General features: G+C 70.6%; 10 protein-coding genes. All 10 read left to right on the plus strand.

Going from position 1 to position 15,492, the window contains the following annotated elements; translation table 11 throughout:
* Nucleotides 1–325: 325 nt before the first annotated feature.
* The 10 genes from H1D24_RS03130 to H1D24_RS41665 all read left to right on the plus strand — a co-directional run bounded on the left by H1D24_RS03130 (nucleotide 326) and on the right by H1D24_RS41665 (nucleotide 15,477).
* The gene (locus H1D24_RS03130; protein WP_181655749.1) at nucleotides 326–2,014 is read left to right on the plus strand and encodes an extracellular solute-binding protein; all 1,689 of its coding nucleotides are present in this window, start codon (nucleotides 326–328) and stop codon (nucleotides 2,012–2,014) included.
* A complete protein-coding gene (locus tag H1D24_RS03135; RefSeq protein WP_181655750.1) occupies nucleotides 2,014–3,066 on the plus strand; it encodes an ABC transporter permease in 1,053 nt (350 codons plus the stop codon). The genes H1D24_RS03130 and H1D24_RS03135 overlap by 1 nt, the downstream gene beginning before the upstream one ends.
* Entirely contained in the window at nucleotides 3,063–3,989 is a 927-nt protein-coding gene (locus H1D24_RS03140; RefSeq protein ID WP_181655751.1) for a carbohydrate ABC transporter permease, read from the plus strand. Before H1D24_RS03135 ends, H1D24_RS03140 begins: the two co-directional genes overlap by 4 nt.
* 195 nt (nucleotides 3,990–4,184) lie before the next feature.
* Nucleotides 4,185–6,419 carry a beta propeller repeat protein gene (locus tag H1D24_RS03145; RefSeq protein ID WP_181655752.1) on the plus strand — a complete coding sequence of 745 codons (2,235 nt, stop codon included), beginning with the start codon at nucleotides 4,185–4,187 and terminating at the stop codon, nucleotides 6,417–6,419.
* 93 nt (nucleotides 6,420–6,512) lie between these two features.
* The gene (locus H1D24_RS03150) at nucleotides 6,513–8,537 is read left to right on the plus strand and encodes a beta-galactosidase (protein ID WP_181655753.1); all 2,025 of its coding nucleotides are present in this window, start codon (nucleotides 6,513–6,515) and stop codon (nucleotides 8,535–8,537) included.
* 392 nt (nucleotides 8,538–8,929) lie between these two features.
* Entirely contained in the window at nucleotides 8,930–11,197 is a 2,268-nt protein-coding gene (locus H1D24_RS03155) for a glycosyl hydrolase family 95 catalytic domain-containing protein (RefSeq protein WP_181655910.1), read from the plus strand.
* A 46-nt stretch (nucleotides 11,198–11,243) separates the two neighbouring features.
* Complete coding sequence (locus H1D24_RS03160; protein ID WP_181655754.1) at nucleotides 11,244–11,957, plus strand: glycoside hydrolase family 12 protein; 714 nt, start codon at nucleotides 11,244–11,246, stop codon at nucleotides 11,955–11,957.
* Between the two features lie 137 nt (nucleotides 11,958–12,094).
* The gene (locus H1D24_RS03165) at nucleotides 12,095–13,945 is read left to right on the plus strand and encodes an ABC transporter ATP-binding protein (protein WP_220136241.1); all 1,851 of its coding nucleotides are present in this window, start codon (nucleotides 12,095–12,097) and stop codon (nucleotides 13,943–13,945) included.
* 52 nt (nucleotides 13,946–13,997) lie between these two features.
* Nucleotides 13,998–15,245: an ATP-binding cassette domain-containing protein gene (locus H1D24_RS43465; protein ID WP_220136242.1), complete on the plus strand. Its 1,248-nt coding sequence runs from the start codon at nucleotides 13,998–14,000 to the stop codon at nucleotides 15,243–15,245.
* A gap of 22 nt (nucleotides 15,246–15,267) precedes the next feature.
* The gene (locus H1D24_RS41665; protein ID WP_220136243.1) at nucleotides 15,268–15,477 is read left to right on the plus strand and encodes a hypothetical protein; all 210 of its coding nucleotides are present in this window, start codon (nucleotides 15,268–15,270) and stop codon (nucleotides 15,475–15,477) included.
* Nucleotides 15,478–15,492 lie beyond the last annotated feature (15 nt).

A 15,492-nucleotide genomic window follows, 5' to 3' on the forward strand; every position in this document is an offset into this window, starting at 1 on the left:
CTTTCGAAGCGCTTCGATGCTGTTGCCGTGGAGCGGTGAGTGTCAAGACACACCGTGGCAACGAATTCGGGCGGGAAGCGTCGGATGCGGGCGTTCCTGATCGATTGATACCTCGGAGGAATCTTGGAATCGACCCTTGTGCGCCTCGAGGTGTTCACTTAACCTCACAGCAACATCGAAGCGCTTCGACACGAGACCGGGCAGCCGTGATCACTGCACCGCTCCCAAGTCCGCTTCAGCTCAGCCAGTTTCACTCACGACACTGCAGCCGACCGGTGGCACGCCGCCCCGGGTGTCCTGGTGTGCACCACGAAGGGTTGACGCAATGACGCCGAACTCCTCCTCCGCGAATTCCGCCCCCAGCCGGAGAAGCTTCCTCGCCTCGACGGCGTTCGCCGCGGTGGCTGTCGCCGGCGGGGCGCCTCTGCTGACCGCCTGCGGCGGTTCCGCCGAGACTGGAGAGGGCGCGACCTCCGGCAAGTCGGCCAAGAAGCTCCTGCCGACCTACACCCCGCGGAACATCGTCACCCCCGACATCCCCTCCAAGAACGGTTCCTCGGCGGGGTTCACCGGCAAGGTGAAGCTGGACGAGCTCGCCACCGCGGTCCCCGAGAAGCTCGGCACCGGCGCCAAGGTCAAGATCATGGCGCCCTTCTGGGGCACCCCGCCCAAGCAGGACTGCGCCTACTACACGGCCCTGAACGAGGCCACGGGTGTCGACGTCACCTGGCAGAACCAGGACGGCAACACCTACGGCGAGAAGATCGGCGCGGTCCTGGCCTCCAGCAGCATCCCCGACATGCTGGTCGTGCCCGGCTGGGAGCTGGGCGGCAAGGTCCCCTCCGCGCTCGTCGCGAAGATGCTGGACCTGGGGCCGTACCTGGCCGGCTCCGAGGTCAAGAAGTACCCCAACCTCGCCGCCATCCCCTCCGACGCCTGGCAGCGCGGCATCTTCGGCGGCAAGCTCCGCGGCATTCCCTACCCGTACTCCTATGTCCCGAATATCGCGCCCTTCTACCGCAAGGACATATTCGAGGAGAAGGGCTGGGAGGTTCCGAAGTCCGCGGACGAATTCCTGGCTCTTGCCAAGGAGATGACCAGCAAGAAGGCCGGGGTCTACGGCTGCGACGACATGAAGTGGTCCTCCTTCAACATCTTCGGCTCCCTGGGCGGCAGCGAGAAGGCGCTCGGCTGGAAGCTGGACGGGGACAAGCTCGTCTACCGGGTCGAGACCGACGAGTACCTCGAGGCCCTGGAGTGGACCCGCAAGCTCTACGCGGCCGGGGTCGTCCACCCCGACGCCCGGGCCGTCAGCGGCGACTCCTCCCTTCGCTTCACCAGCGGCAAGGTCATGATGTACAACGCGGACATCACCGCCTGGTACGGCAAGACCGCGGAGATGGTCGGCAGCAAGACCACGCCGAACTTCGAGATGGCCGCCATGGACATCTTCGGCCACGACGGCGGCGACCCGAAGCTGTACGCGGGCACCCCGGCGAACATGTGGGCCTTCATCCGCAAGGACGCCCCCAAGGAGGTCGTGGAGAACCTGCTCGCCGCCTCCAACTACGCCGCCGCCCCCTACGGGACCCGCGAGCAGATGATGGTCTACTACGGCGTCGAGGGCGCCCACTACACCGTCAAGGACGGCGTGCCCGTCAAGACGGAACGCGGCAACACCGAGGTCCTGAACGCCTGGTCGATGCTGGCAGGACCGGCCTCCTTCATCGCGCACCCCGACCTCCCGGAGGTCGCCAAGGCGCAGGTCGAGTGGCAGCAGCGGATGGGTGCCTTCGTCACCAAGCCCCCGTTCTACGGGCTCACGATCGTCGAGCCGTCCCGCTACGCCAACCTCTCCGACCAGTTCGAGCAGCTCGAGGACGACTTCGTGCGCGGCAATAAGAAGCTGAGCGACGTCCAGCAGGCGATCAGCGACTGGAAGTCCAAGGGCGGCGACAAGCTCCGCGACTGGTACAAGAAGGAGATCCTCGACAAGAACGGCAGCGCTTCCTGATGGCTCTTCAGGCCGAACGCCCGCCCCGGCCCGCCGGCACCCGGGGCGGGCGGGAGCCCCAACAGCCCCGCCGGTTCCAGGGATTCCGCCTCTCCCGGCGTACGCGGACGGCTGCCCGCCTCGGCAGCCTCACCTGGCGCACCCGGCTGCGGCGCGACCGCACGCTGATCCTGATGACGCTGCCCGCGGTGGTGTTGCTCCTGGTCTTCAACTACGTTCCGCTGCTCGGCAATGTGGTCGCCTTCCAGGACTACAACCCCTATATCTCCACCAACGGCGTCACGGCGATCTTCAACAGCCCCTGGGTGGCGTTCGAGCAGTTCGAGAAGATGTTCAACGACTCGAACTTCTGGGGCGCGTTCGAGAACACGCTGGTGCTGTTCTTCATTCAGCTGGTGCTGTTCTTCCCGGTGCCGATCGTGCTCGCGCTGGTCATCAACAGCGTGATCAGGCCCCGGGTCCGTGCCCTGTCCCAGGCGATCCTCTATCTCCCGCACTTCTTCTCCTGGGTCCTGGTCGTCACGGTCTTCCAGCAGATGTTCGGCGGCGCCGGGCTGATCGCCCAGATCCTCGAGGACCACGGGATCAGCGGCTTCGATCTCATGACGAACGCGGGCATCTTCAAGTACCTGGTCACCTCCGAGATGATCTGGAAGGACGCGGGCTGGGGGATCATCGTCTTCCTCGCCGCGCTCGCCTCGGTCAGCCCCGATCTGTACGAGGCGTCGGCGATGGACGGGGCGAACCGGTGGCGGCGGATGTGGCATGTCACGCTGCCCGCGCTCCGGCCGGTGATCGCGCTGCTGCTGGTGCTGCGGGTCGGCGACGCCCTCACCGTCGGGTTCGAGCAGCTGCTGCTGCAGCGCGACGCGGTGGGCGCGGGCGCCTCCGAAGTCCTGGACACCTATGTCTGGAACGTCGGCATCCAGAACGGGGACTTCAGCTACGCGGCTGCGGTCGGCCTGGTCAAGGGGGTCATCGGCGTGTGCCTGGTCCTGGCCGCCAACAAGTTCGCGCATCTCCTGGGCGAGCAAGGGGTGTACAAGAAATGAGCGTCAGCCTGAGCCCGATCGCCCGTCTGCGGGCACCGGAGCGTCCGGTGTGGGAGGAGCCCCCGAGCCGGGTCGGCCTCACCGCCAAGGGCGTCTTCCTCGCCGTGTGCTGCCTGGGTGTGCTCTTCCCGCTCTGGGTGGTGGTCGTCACCAGCCTCTCCCCGCGCGATGTGATCGAGTCCGCCGGGGGGCTGGTGATCTGGCCGCAGGGGATCACCTTCGTCAACTACCAGGAGCTGCTGAGCGGCGGCCAGGTGAGCCGGGCCATGCTGGTCTCGCTCGGGGTCACGGGCTTCGGCACGCTGTTCTCGATGGCGGTTTCGATCCTCGCCGCCTACGGCCTCTCGAGGCCCGGCTCCTTCGGCCACCGCATCCTGCTGATGGCCCTGATGGCGACCATGTTCTTCAGCGCCGGCCTCATCCCCACGTATCTGCTGGTGCAGACCCTCGGCCTGACCAACACCTACCTGTCGCTGATCCTGCCGAGCGCCGTCAGCGTCTTCAACATCCTGGTGCTGCGGTCCTTCTTCATGAACATCTCGCCGGAGCTGACCGACAGCGCGCGGATCGACGGCGCCGGCGAGGTGCGCATCCTGTGGACGATCATCATGCCGCTCTCCCGGGCGGTGATCGCGGTGATCTCGCTCTTCTACGCCGTCGCCTACTGGAGCGCCTGGTTCAACGCGATGATCTACATCGACGACCAGAACAAGATGCCGCTGCAGAACGTGCTGATCCAGCTGGTGCAGAAGAACACCGGTCTGCCGACCGGGCTCAGCCAGCGGGTCAACACCGGCGAGCTGTCCGCCCTCGGGCTGCAGATGGCCGTCATGGTGCTCGCCCTGGTCCCGGTCGCGATCGCTTCGCCCTTCGTCCAGAAGCACTTCAAGAAGGGCATGCTCACCGGCGCGATCAAGGGCTGACGCCCGCGCCACCCTACGTACGCCCTCGTGTCCGGCCGTGCCTGTCACCGGCCGGACACGGCGGGCTGAGGCTCCACCTCCCCGTCGCGCGGCCGGTTCGAGCCGCCAGGTGCCTTCCGAGGCCCTCCACGTCGGCTCTCCTCCTGCTCCCCTCCTCAGCCTCCTCCGCTTCTCCCGCACAGAACGAGGTATGTCATGCGCACGTATGGCCTGAGCAGACGTGCGGTCCTCGCCGGGACCGCCGCAACCGCCGCTCTCACCGCTGTCCCCGCCTTCCAGGGCAGGGCACACGCGGCCACCGACGACACCGCGGCCGCCGCTTCCGGGGCCGCCGCGTACCGCTGGCGCAACGCCGTCATCGGCGGCACCGGCTTCATCAGCGGCGTGCTGTTCCACCCCTCCGTGCGCGGCCTCGCCTACGCCCGTACGGACATCGGCGGTGCCTACCGCTGGGACGACGCCACGAGCCAGTGGGTGCCGCTCACCGACCACATCGGCTGGGACGACTGGAACCTGCTCGGCGTCGAGGCGATCGCCGTGGACCGCGCCCACCCGGACCGGGTGTACCTGGCCGTCGGCACGTACTCCCAGCCGTGGGCGGGCAACGGCGCCGTGCTGCGCTCCGACGACCGCGGGGCCACCTGGACGCGCACCGATCTGACCGTGAAGCTCGGCGCCAACGAGGACGGACGCGGCGCCGGTGAGCGACTCCTCGTCGACCCGCGCGACAGCGACACCCTGTGGCTCGGCACCCGCCACGACGGACTGCTCAAGTCCCCCGACCGAGGCGCGACCTGGGCCTCCGCGGATTTCCCGGCGCAGGCGAACGCCTCGGGCCAGGGCGTCATGTTCCTCGTCGCGGCCGGGCGCACCCTGTACGCCGGCTGGGGAGACGGCGACGGCAGCGCGACCGCCACGGCCCTGTACCGCACGACCTCGTCCGGCGGCTGGGAGGCCGTGCCCGGCCAGCCCACCGGGACCGCCGCCAAGGTGCCGATCCGCGCCGCGTACGACTCCACCACGCGAGAGCTGTACGTCACCTACGCCGACACCCCCGGCCCGAACGGCCACTCCACCGGCTCGGTCCACAAGCTGAACACCGCGACCGGCAAGTGGACCGAGGTCACGCCCGTGAAGCCCGGCGGCACCACGGCCGACGGCTCCAAGGACACCTTCGGCTACGGCGGGGTGGCCGTGGACGTCCGCCGCCCCGGCACCGTCGTCGTCTCCACCAACAACCGCTGGGCGGCCGTCGACACCCTGTTCCGATCCACCGACCGTGGCCGTACCTGGACGTCCCTCAAGGACGCTGCTGTCTTCGACGTATCCGAGACTCCTTATCTGAAGTGGGGCGAGGAAAAGCCCAAGTTCGGCTGGTGGATCCAGGCCATAGGCATCGACCCGTACGACTCGAAGCACATCGTGTTCGGGACGGGCGCGACGCTCTATGCGACCCGGGACCTGAAGAACTGGGCACCGCAGATCCGCGGCCTGGAGGAGACCTCCGTGCGCCAGCTGATCTCGCCCCCGGCCGGCGATGCACACCTGCTCAGCGGGCTCGGGGACATCGGCGTGATGTACCACGAGCTGCTCACGGCGTCTCCGTCGCGCGGCATGGCGACGAACCCCGTGTTCGGGACGGCGACGGGACTCGCGCTGGCCGCGGCCAAGCCGTCGTACGTCGTGCGGACGGGCTGGGGCGACAAGGGCAACGGCGCGTACTCGAACGACGGCGGGCAGACCTGGGCGCCCTTCGCGGCCCAGCCCGACATCGCCAAGAGCGCTCCGGGACCGATCGCCACCAGCGCCGACGGCTCGACGCTGCTGTGGACGTTCGTGCACTGGGACGGCACCAAGTACGCCGCGCACCGCTCCACGGACAACGGCGCGACCTGGACCGAGGTCTCCTCCTTCCCGAAGGGCGCCACGCCGGTCGCCGACCCGGCCGACCCGACGCTCTTCTACGCGTACGACACCGACACAGGAACGCTATACGCGAGCACTGACAGTGGCGCTTCGTTCACCATCCGTGCGACCGGACTGCCCTCCGGCGACAGCCAGTTCAAGATTGCCGCGGCTCCCGGCCGCAGCGGCGACCTGTGGCTCTCGGCCAAGTGGAACGGCCTCTACCGCTCCACCGACGGCGGCGCCACCTTCACGAAGGTGACGAGCTGCTGGGCCTCGTACACGCTCGGCTTCGGCAAGGCGGCCGACGGCGCCGACTACCCGGCGATCTACCAGGTCGGCGCCACGGAGGCGATCACCGCCGTCTACCGCTCCGACGACGAGGCCAAGACCTGGATCCGCATCAACGACGACGCCCACCAGTGGGGCTGGATCGGTGAGGTCATCGCCGGCGACCGCCGCATCTTCGGCCGGGTCTACCTCGGCACCAACGGCCGCGGCATCCAGTACGGAGACCCGGCCTGACATCCCGCCCGGCGGCGCGACCCCAGACGCCCAGCGTGACCCCAGACGCCCAGCGTGACCCCCGACGCCCAGCGTGTACGGAGAACTTTCCTTATGACCCGCCCGACGCCCCGCTCAACGCCCGCCGCCGGATCCGGTACACCGGACCGGCCCACCCTCGCCGACACCACGCGCGGACGCGTCCTCTTCGGAGGCGACTACAACCCCGAGCAGTGGCCCGAGGAGACCTGGCACGAGGACGTGCGCCTCATGCGCGAGGCCGGCGTCAACTCCGTCACGTTGGGCGTCTTCTCCTGGGCGAAGCTCGAACCACGCCCGGGTGCACGGGAGTTCGGCTGGCTCGACCGCCTGATGGACCTCATGCACGAGAACGGCATCGGGGTCGTCCTGGCGACGCCGACCTCCTCGCCCCCGCCGTGGATGGGCCGCCTGCACCCCGAGACGCTGCCCCGCGACGAGAACGGCCAGACCGAGTGGTGGGGCTCCCGCCAGCACTTCTCGCACTCCAGCGCCACCTACCGCCGGTACGCCGCCGCCATCACCGAGGACCTGGCCGCCCGCTACGCCAGCCACCCTGCCCTCACCATGTGGCACATCAACAACGAGTACTGCACCTACGACTGGGGCGACGAGGCGGCCACCACCTTCCGACGCTGGCTGAAGGACAAGTACGGCACGCTCGACGCCCTCAACACAGCCTGGGGGACCGCCTTCTGGAGCCAGGGCTACGGCAGCTGGGACGAGATCCTCCCGCCCCGCCGCGCCCACTACATGAAGAACCCCACCCACGTGCTGGACTTCAAGCGCTTCACCTCGGACATGCTCCTGGAGTGCTACGTCATCGAGCGCGACATCGTCCGCCGGCACACCCCACACATCCCGGTGACCACCAACTTCATGCCGTTCTGGACGGGCCAGGACGCCTGGCGGTGGGCCGAGGAGGAGGACGCCGTCTCGGTCGACATCTACCCGGACCCGCGCGACCCCTTCGGCGGCCAGAACGGGGCTCTGATCCAGGACATGACGCGCTCCCAGGCGCGCGGCGGTCCGTGGATGGTCATGGAGCAGGCGGCCGGGCCGGTCAACTGGCGGGGCGTCAACCACCCCAAGCCGCGCGGCCTCAACCGGCTGTGGTCGCTCCAGGCCGTCGCGCGCGGGGCCGACGCCGTCTGCTACTTCCAGTGGCGCCAGTCCCGGCAGGGCTCGGAGAAGTTCCACTCCGGGATGGTCAGTCACGCGGGGGAGCAGGGCCGCACCTTCCAGGAGGTCAAGCAGATCGGTGCCGAACTGGCCCGTATCAGCGGCGAGGTGACCGGCACGCGCGTGCCCGCCGATGTCGCGATCCTGCACGACTGGAACGCCTGGTGGGCGGGCCAGCAGGACGGCCGGCTCTCCTCCAGGGTCGACTACCAGGACGTCGTACGCGCCTGGCACCGAGCCCTGTGGGAGACCAACACGACGGCCGCCTTCGCCCACCCCGAGCACGACCTCTCCGCGTACAAGCTGGTCGTCGTGCCGCAGCTGTATCTGCTCACCGACGCGGCGATCGACAACCTGGTGGCGTACGTGCAGCGGGGCGGCACCCTCGTCTGCGGCTTCCAGACCGGTGTCGCAGACGAGGACGACCGGGTGCGCACGGGCGGCATGGACGCGCGGCTGCGGGAGCTCTTCGGCATCCGGATCCTGCACGAGTGGTGGCCCCTGGACGCGGGCGAGACCGTGGAGGCCGAGGGCTTCCGCGGCACGCTCTGGTCCGAGGAGCTGGAGGCCGGGGACGCCGACGCCGTCACGCCCTACAAGGGCGGTGAGCTCGACGGCCTCCCGGCCGTGCTGCGCAAGGGCCGCGCCTGGTACGTCTCCACGCTCCCCGAGCCCGAGGCGCTGCGCGATCTGCTGGCGCGGGTGGCCGCCGAGGCCGGCGTACGGCCGGTGCTCGAGGGCCTCCCGGCCGGGGTGGAGGCGGTTCGCCGGGGCGAGTTGCTCTTCGTCCTCAACCACGGGCGCGAGCCGGTCACGGTCGAGGTGCCCGCCGGCACGCACCGCGATCTCCTCACCGGCGAGGCCGCCGAGGGGTCGCTGGAGCTGGAGCGGTACGGGGTGGCGGTGTTGGCGCCGTGAACGGGCCGCAGGAGACGCGCGACACGCGCGCGCCGCGGACCGCGGACGGCACGCGCGCGCCGCAGACCGGGGACGGCACGCGCGCGTGGCAGGTCGCGGACGGCACGCGCGCGCGGCATGCCACGGACGGCGGCACGCACGCGCGGCACGCCACGGACGGCGGCACGCACGCGCGGCACACCGCGGACGGCACGCGCGCGTGGGAGGTCGCGGACGGCACGCGCGCGCGGCATGCCACGGACGGCGGCACGCACGCGCGGCACACCACGGACGGCGGCACGCACGCGCGGCACACCGCGGACGGCACGCCCGCGTGGGAGGTCACGGACGGCACGCGCGCGCGGCAGGTCGCACACGGCACGCACGCGTGGCGCGCCGGAACCTGGGAGCCGATGCCCGCCGACCGCTGGGAGGACGCCTTCCTGAGCGGGAACGGGCGGCACGGCGCCATGGTGTTCGGTGATCCGGACGATGACCGGGTCATCGTCAACCACCACACCCTCGTCCGCCCCAACGGCAGCGAGCACGGCCGCCCTCCGCAGCTCGCCGCCGAACTCGCCGCCCTCCAGGACCGGCTGCTCGCCGGCGACACGACGGCCGCCGAGCGCTTCACCGACGGCCGCGGCCTGATGTGGGTGCAGCCCTTCCACCCGGCCTTCCAGGTACGGCTGCGCAGAGCGGCCGGCGAACCGCAGCACGGCTACCGGCGCTCCGTCGACTTCACCACCGGGGTCGCCGATGCCGCCTGCGCGGACTGGCGCAGCCGCGTCTTCGTCTCCCGCGCGGACGACGTCATCGTCCAGTACGTCACGGGACCGGGTACCACCCTGGACATCTCTCTCGACCACCGTCTCCCCGGCGCCCCGGCCGGTCTGTCGGTGGGTCACGGGGCGGCGCTCACGAGGGAAGGCGCCCTGCTGACCCTGCGTGCCCGTTACCCCGACAGCGACCGCGCATACACCGGCGTGACCCTCGTCGTGCCCGCAGGCGGGCGCCCGACCGTGGAGCCGCCGGGTGTGCGCGTCGAGGACGCGGAAGCCGTACTGCTCCTCACGCGCGTGCACCGCCACACCGGTGAACTCGACGTCCTCGCAGAGGCCGAGTCCCTACGCGCCCTGCTGCTCGCCCCCGACCCCGACCCCGGCCTGCCGCCGGACGGCAGCCTCGCCGACGCCCCCGACGCCGCCGACGCCCACCCCCTCGGTCTGGACAGCACCTACACCCACCTCCTCGCCCGCCACACCGCCCTCCACCGCCCCGCCTACGAACGCGTCTCCCTCCGCCTCGGCACCCCCGAGGACGACCCCGACCACGGCATTGCCGGCTCCGAGCTGATCCGCCGCCCCAAGAGCCCCGCCCTCCTGGAGCGGCTCTTCGCGGCGGGCCGCTACCACCTGCTGTCCGCGAGCGGCATGCTGCCGCCTCGCCTGACCGGCCTGTGGACGGGTGACTGGAACACCGGGTGGTCCGGGGCGTTCACCAACGACGCCAACCTCAACCTGCAGACCGCATCCGCGGCGGCCGGGGCCCTGCCCGAGGTCACCGAGGCGCAGGCCGCCCTGGTGTACGCCCAGCTGCCGGACTGGCGGGACAACGCCCGCGCGATCTTCGGCGCACGCGGCGTCGTCGCGCCCGCGCACACCGACGGCGAGTCCGGGCACACGTACCACTTCAGCCGCGAGTACCCCCTCCACCTGTGGACGGCGGGCGCCGACTGGCTGCTGAAGCCGCTCGTCGACCACGACGAGACCCGCGGCGAACAGGACCCGCGTCTGGCCGCCGCGCTCGCCGAAGTGGCGTACTTCTACGAGGACTTCCTCACGCGCACCGGGCCGGACGGGCACCTCGTCGTCGTCCCCTCCTACTCCCCGGAGAACCGGCCCGCCAACGCGAGCTGGGGCACCCTCAACGCCGCCATGGACCTCTCCGCGGCCCGCCACGCCCTGCACACAGCCGCCGCCTACCACCCCGGCACCCCGGACGCCGAACGCTGGCGCGCCCTTGCCGACCGGCTCCCACCGCACCGCGTCAACGGTGACGGCGCGATCGCCGAATGGGCGTGGCCGGGCCTGGACGACTCCTACGACCACCGGCACCTCAGCCACCTCTACGGCGTCTGGCCGCTGGACGAGATCAACCCCTACGACACCCCCGACCTCGCCGCGGCCGCCCACCGCGCCCTCGAGCTCCGCGGCGCCGAGAACGACTCCGCGCACGGCCATCTCCATCACGCCCTGATCGCGGCCCGACTGCGGGACGGCGAGCGTGCCGAAGCCGCCCTTGGCCAGGTCCTGGCCGGCGACTTCTTCCACGCCTCGCTGATGAGCGCGCACTATCCGGCCCGCGACGTCTACAACGCGGACGCCGCCCACACGCTCCCAGCGCTGGTCATCGAGATGCTGGTCCAGTCGACACCGGACCGGCTCGTCCTCCTGCCCGCGCTTCCCGACGCGTACGAGAGCGGCCGACTCCTCGGCGTACGGACCCGCTTCGGCGCCGAAGTCGACCTCACCTGGGGCCCGGACGGCGCCACCGCCGTGATCCGCCCCACCCGCAGCGTCCGCGTCGACCTGCGGACGCCCTCCCGGACTTCCACCGGCCCACGACAGCTCTCCTTGCGGGCCGGAGAAGACTGCGTCCTCACCCTGGAGGCGCAGTGAACCGTACAGAACCGCAGAAAATCCCCCCACCCATGGAAGGGACACCATGGCACGACGCACTCTTAGCAGGCTGACCAAGGCTCTGCTGGCCCCCGCGCTCGCGCTCGGCGCCACGATCGGCCTCGCAGCCGCCCCCGCCCAGGCCGCCGTCTGGAACTCCTGCGACCAGTGGGGCAACACCACACTCAACGGCTACACGCTCTACAACAACATCTGGGGCTCCGGCGCGGGCAGCCAGTGCATATGGGCCAACTCCGGTACGAACTGGGGCGTCTGGGCCGACCACCCCAACACCGGTGGCATCAAGTCCTACCCCAACGCCAAGAAGGTGATCAACAAGTCGATCACCTCGCTCGGCTCGCTCAGCAGCAGCTACAACGTCACGGTCCCGTCCTCCGGCGCGTACAACACCTCGTACGACATCTGGGACACCGACTACGACTACGAGATCATGCTCTGGGTGAACTACAACGGCGCCGTCGGCCCGCTCGGCACCTCGCAGGGCAACGTCACCCTCGGCGGCCACACCTGGACCGTCTACAAGGGCAACAACGGCGCCAACGAGGTGTTCTCGTTCCTGCGCACCTCGGACTCGAACTCCGGCACCGTCAACATCCTTCCGATCCTGAAGTGGATCAAGGACACCAAGGGCTGGATGGGCAACGAGACGATCGGCGACGTCCAGTTCGGCTACGAGATCACCTCGTCGTCGGGCGGCCTGGACTTCCAGACCAACAACCTGACCGTCTCCAGCAGCTGAGCGGATTCGACGGCCTCACACCCTGACGGCCGGAAAACTCAGCAGCACGGCACCACAGCACCACGGCACTATGGAGCACCGCGAAAGGGAGCCGGTCCCGCCCGGGGCCGGCTCCACCGCCCACCGGAACCCGCGAGGTGACCCTGCTGACCGGCCCACTGCCGCGGCGCATCATGCTGCTCCGCCCGCTCCGAACCGTCCCCCGCCCCCTGCTGGCGGGGCTTTCGCTGCTCCTGCTCGCTCAGGCCCTGCTGCCCGCGGCCACCGCCCTCGCCATGGGGCAGCTCATCGGCCGCGCCGAGCGGCTGACCGGCGACGGCCTCCTCGGCGGTCTCCTCTGGCCACTGGCCGCGTTCACCGTCCTCCTCCTCGCCGCGCATCTCCTCGAGTCGTTCATCGAGCCCCTGGACTGGCTGCTCAAGGCGCGGATCGTCGGCGCGCACCGGGCCGCGCTGCTTCGCCGGGCCGTCTCCGTCCCCACCATCGGCGGTCTGGAGCAGCCACGGACCCAGCAGCTCGTGCAGGCCGCGTCAGCGGACCCCGAGAACTGGACCGAGCGGACCCCGGCCGACGGCGCGGCCGCTCAGCTGCGATTCATCACGGCCGCGTGCGGTTTCGTCGCCTCGTCCGCCGTGCTGGCCGCGTTCGCGTGGTGGGCGGTGCCGGTGATCCTGCTGCCTGTCGTCGCGTTGCGCATCCGCTTCGTACGCCGTTTCACGGAGCTGATCCGGCAGTGGCTGACCCGCGCCGACCGCGCTCAGCAGGGTGAGGTGTGGGCCGAGGCGCTGACCTCGCCGAACTCCGGAAAGGACGTACGGACCTTCGGCCTTGCCGGGTGGATGCTCGCCGAGTACCGGCGCCATCTGCTCGGCATGTTCGAGCCGTTGTGGCGCAGGACCGTCCACACGTCGTGGGAGAACATCGGGCACGGGCTCGTCGTCCTCGTCTGCCTGCTCGCGGTGTTCGTACCGGCAGCGGCGGGCGGCGCGGACGGCACGCACTCGGCCGCGGTCGCCACCGCCGTCCTCAGCGCGGGCTGGTCGCTGGTGAGCCTCGTCGACTACGCCGACGGGCGCGATGTCGCAGGGGCGGAGGCCGCGCTGGAAGCCACCGCGGAGCTGGAGAAGCTCCTGCCGGTGCCCGTGCCGCGCCAGGGAGACCAAACCGTCCACGAAGGCCCACTCCACGTCCGCTTCGAGGGCGTCTCCTTCCGCTACCCCGGCACCGAGCGCACCGTCCTCGACGCCCTCGACCTGGACATCCGCCCCGGCGAACTCCTCGCCGTCGTCGGCCTCAACGGCGCCGGCAAGTCCACGCTCATCAAGCTGCTCTCCGGCCTGTACGAGCCGACCGGCGGGCGCCTCACCGCGAACGGCACCGACCTGGCCGACCTCGCGCCCGAGGCCTGGCGCCGCAGCATCTCGGTCGTCTTCCAGGACTTCGTACGCTACGAACTCTCCGCCGCCGACAACGTGACGCTCGGCCAGGCCGCCGTCCCCCGGGACGACACCGCGCTCGCAGCCGCCGCCCGCGACGCGGGTCTGACCGCCGTCCTGGAGCGGCTGCCGCAGGGCTGGGACACCCCGCTGGCGCGCTCCCGCACCGACGGCGTCGACCTCTCCGGCGGACAGTGGCAGCAGGTCGTCCTCGCCCGCGCGCTGTACGCCGTGCACACCGGCGCCCGGCTCCTCGTACTCGACGAGCCGACCGCCCACCTGGACGTACGCACCGAGTTCGACGTCTTCGACAGGCTCGCCCGCGCCCGCGGCGACGACACCTCCGTCGTCCTCATCTCGCACCGCCTGTCCACCGTCCGCCAGGCTGACCGGATCGTGCTGCTCGACGGCGGCCGCATCACCGAATCGGGCAGCCACGACGAACTGATCGCCCGGCAGGGCACGTACGCCGAGATGTTCGCGATCCAGGCCGAACGCTTCCGGCGCGGCCACGAGGACCGCATCGAGGAAGGCGAGTACGGCATTGAGTGAGGCGAGTACGGCAGTGCGTGAGGACGAGACCGGCACGAAAGGGGCAGTACCGGTGAGGCGCACACTCGCGCTGTGGCGTGAACTCTTCGCGCTCTCCTGGCGCCGTATCCCGGCCGCCACCGCGGCCACCCTCTCCGTGCTCCTGCTCGGCGTGCCCGCCACCACCGGCATCGCGCTCTCCCTGCGCACCGCCGTCGACGGCATCACGACCGGCGACCACGACGCGGCGGTCCTCGGCGCGGTCTGCGCGGCATGCGCATACGCCGCGACCCGCACCCTGAACCACACCGGCCGCTCCCTGATGATCATGTCCACCGAGAAGCTCGGGCTGACGGACGTCCACGAGGGCATCCACCGCGACATCGCGACGCTGGAGGGCCTGGAGCACCTGGAGCGCACGGACTATCTGGACCGGGTCACCACGGTCCGCACCTCCGCCTGGGCCATCGTGGCGAGCATGTGGAGCGCGATCGCGATCTTCACGGACGTCCTCCAACTCGTCGTCCTTCTCCTGCTGCTGGGAACGGTCAGCCCCTGGCTGCTGCTCCTGCTGCCCGCCGCCGCACTCCCGCTGTGGGCCAACGCCCGCGGCCAGCGGCTGGTCAACGCCGCCGAGACCGACACAGCCGAGTCCCACCGTCTCCAGCGCCATCTGTTCAAGCTGGGTACGCGCGCCGCGACCGGCAAGGAGCTCAGGGTGGCGGGCGCGGGGGAGGAGATCGTACGGCGCCAGAGCGCGGCCTTCGATGACGTGGTGGAGGGCCGCTACGGGGCCCGTATGCGTGCGGCATGGCTGCGGGCGGCCGGCTGGACGGTGTTCACGCTCGGCTTCGGCGGGGGCCTCGCGCTCGTCGGCCACCGCACGGCACAGGGCCTCGGCACGCCCGGTGACCTGGTGCTGACGATCACGGTCGCGGCGGCGCTGCGCCAGTCCGTGCAGCAGGCGGTGTACCGGGCGGCCGGGGCGATCGACGCGATGCGGCTGATCGGCCCGTACCTGTGGCTGCGCTCGTACGCCGCCGGGCAGCGGGCCCGTACGACTGGCACCACCCCCACCCCGGACGCGCTGCGCGAGGGCATCACCCTGACCGACGTGTCGTACGTCTATCCGGGCACGGAGCGCCGCGCGCTGGACGGGATCAGCGTCACGCTGCCCGCCGGTGCCGTGGTCGCGGTGGTCGGCGAGTTCGGCTCCGGCAAGACGACGCTGGTGAAGCTGCTGTCGAAGTTCTACCGGCCCGACGAGGGCCGGATCACCGTCGACGGTACGGATCTCGGGGCGCTCGACACGGACGCCTGAACAAGCCATCTTCCAGCGCTACATGGACCGCGCCCGCACCCTTGCCGACCGCACCGGCGCCGTGACGGTCATCGTCTCGCATCGCTTCTCGACGGTGAGCGGCGCCGACCTGATCCTCGTCCTCGACAAGGGCATCCTGGCGGAGTACGGCACGCACGAGGAACTGCTGGCGGTCGGCGGGCGGTACGCGGATCTGTACGGCATTCAGGCGACGGCGTATGCGGCGTCCTGAGCCGCGGAACGCTCG

The sequence above is a fragment of the Streptomyces himalayensis subsp. himalayensis genome (assembly GCF_013778455.1).
In the GTDB taxonomy this organism is placed as follows: domain Bacteria; phylum Actinomycetota; class Actinomycetes; order Streptomycetales; family Streptomycetaceae; genus Streptomyces; species Streptomyces himalayensis.

Coding starts and splice junctions, on each gene's coding strand:
- H1D24_RS03155 (WP_181655910.1), top strand. CDS start 8,930: ATGCCCGCCGACCGCTGGGAGGACGCCTTCCTGAGCGGGAACGGGCGG.
- H1D24_RS03140 (WP_181655751.1), top strand. CDS start 3,063: ATGAGCGTCAGCCTGAGCCCGATCGCCCGTCTGCGGGCACCGGAGCGT.
- H1D24_RS03130 (WP_181655749.1), top strand. CDS start 326: ATGACGCCGAACTCCTCCTCCGCGAATTCCGCCCCCAGCCGGAGAAGC.
- H1D24_RS03160 (WP_181655754.1), top strand. CDS start 11,244: ATGGCACGACGCACTCTTAGCAGGCTGACCAAGGCTCTGCTGGCCCCC.
- H1D24_RS03135 (WP_181655750.1), top strand. CDS start 2,014: ATGGCTCTTCAGGCCGAACGCCCGCCCCGGCCCGCCGGCACCCGGGGC.
- H1D24_RS03150 (WP_181655753.1), top strand. CDS start 6,513: ATGACCCGCCCGACGCCCCGCTCAACGCCCGCCGCCGGATCCGGTACA.
- H1D24_RS03145 (WP_181655752.1), top strand. CDS start 4,185: ATGCGCACGTATGGCCTGAGCAGACGTGCGGTCCTCGCCGGGACCGCC.
- H1D24_RS41665 (WP_220136243.1), top strand. CDS start 15,268: ATGGACCGCGCCCGCACCCTTGCCGACCGCACCGGCGCCGTGACGGTC.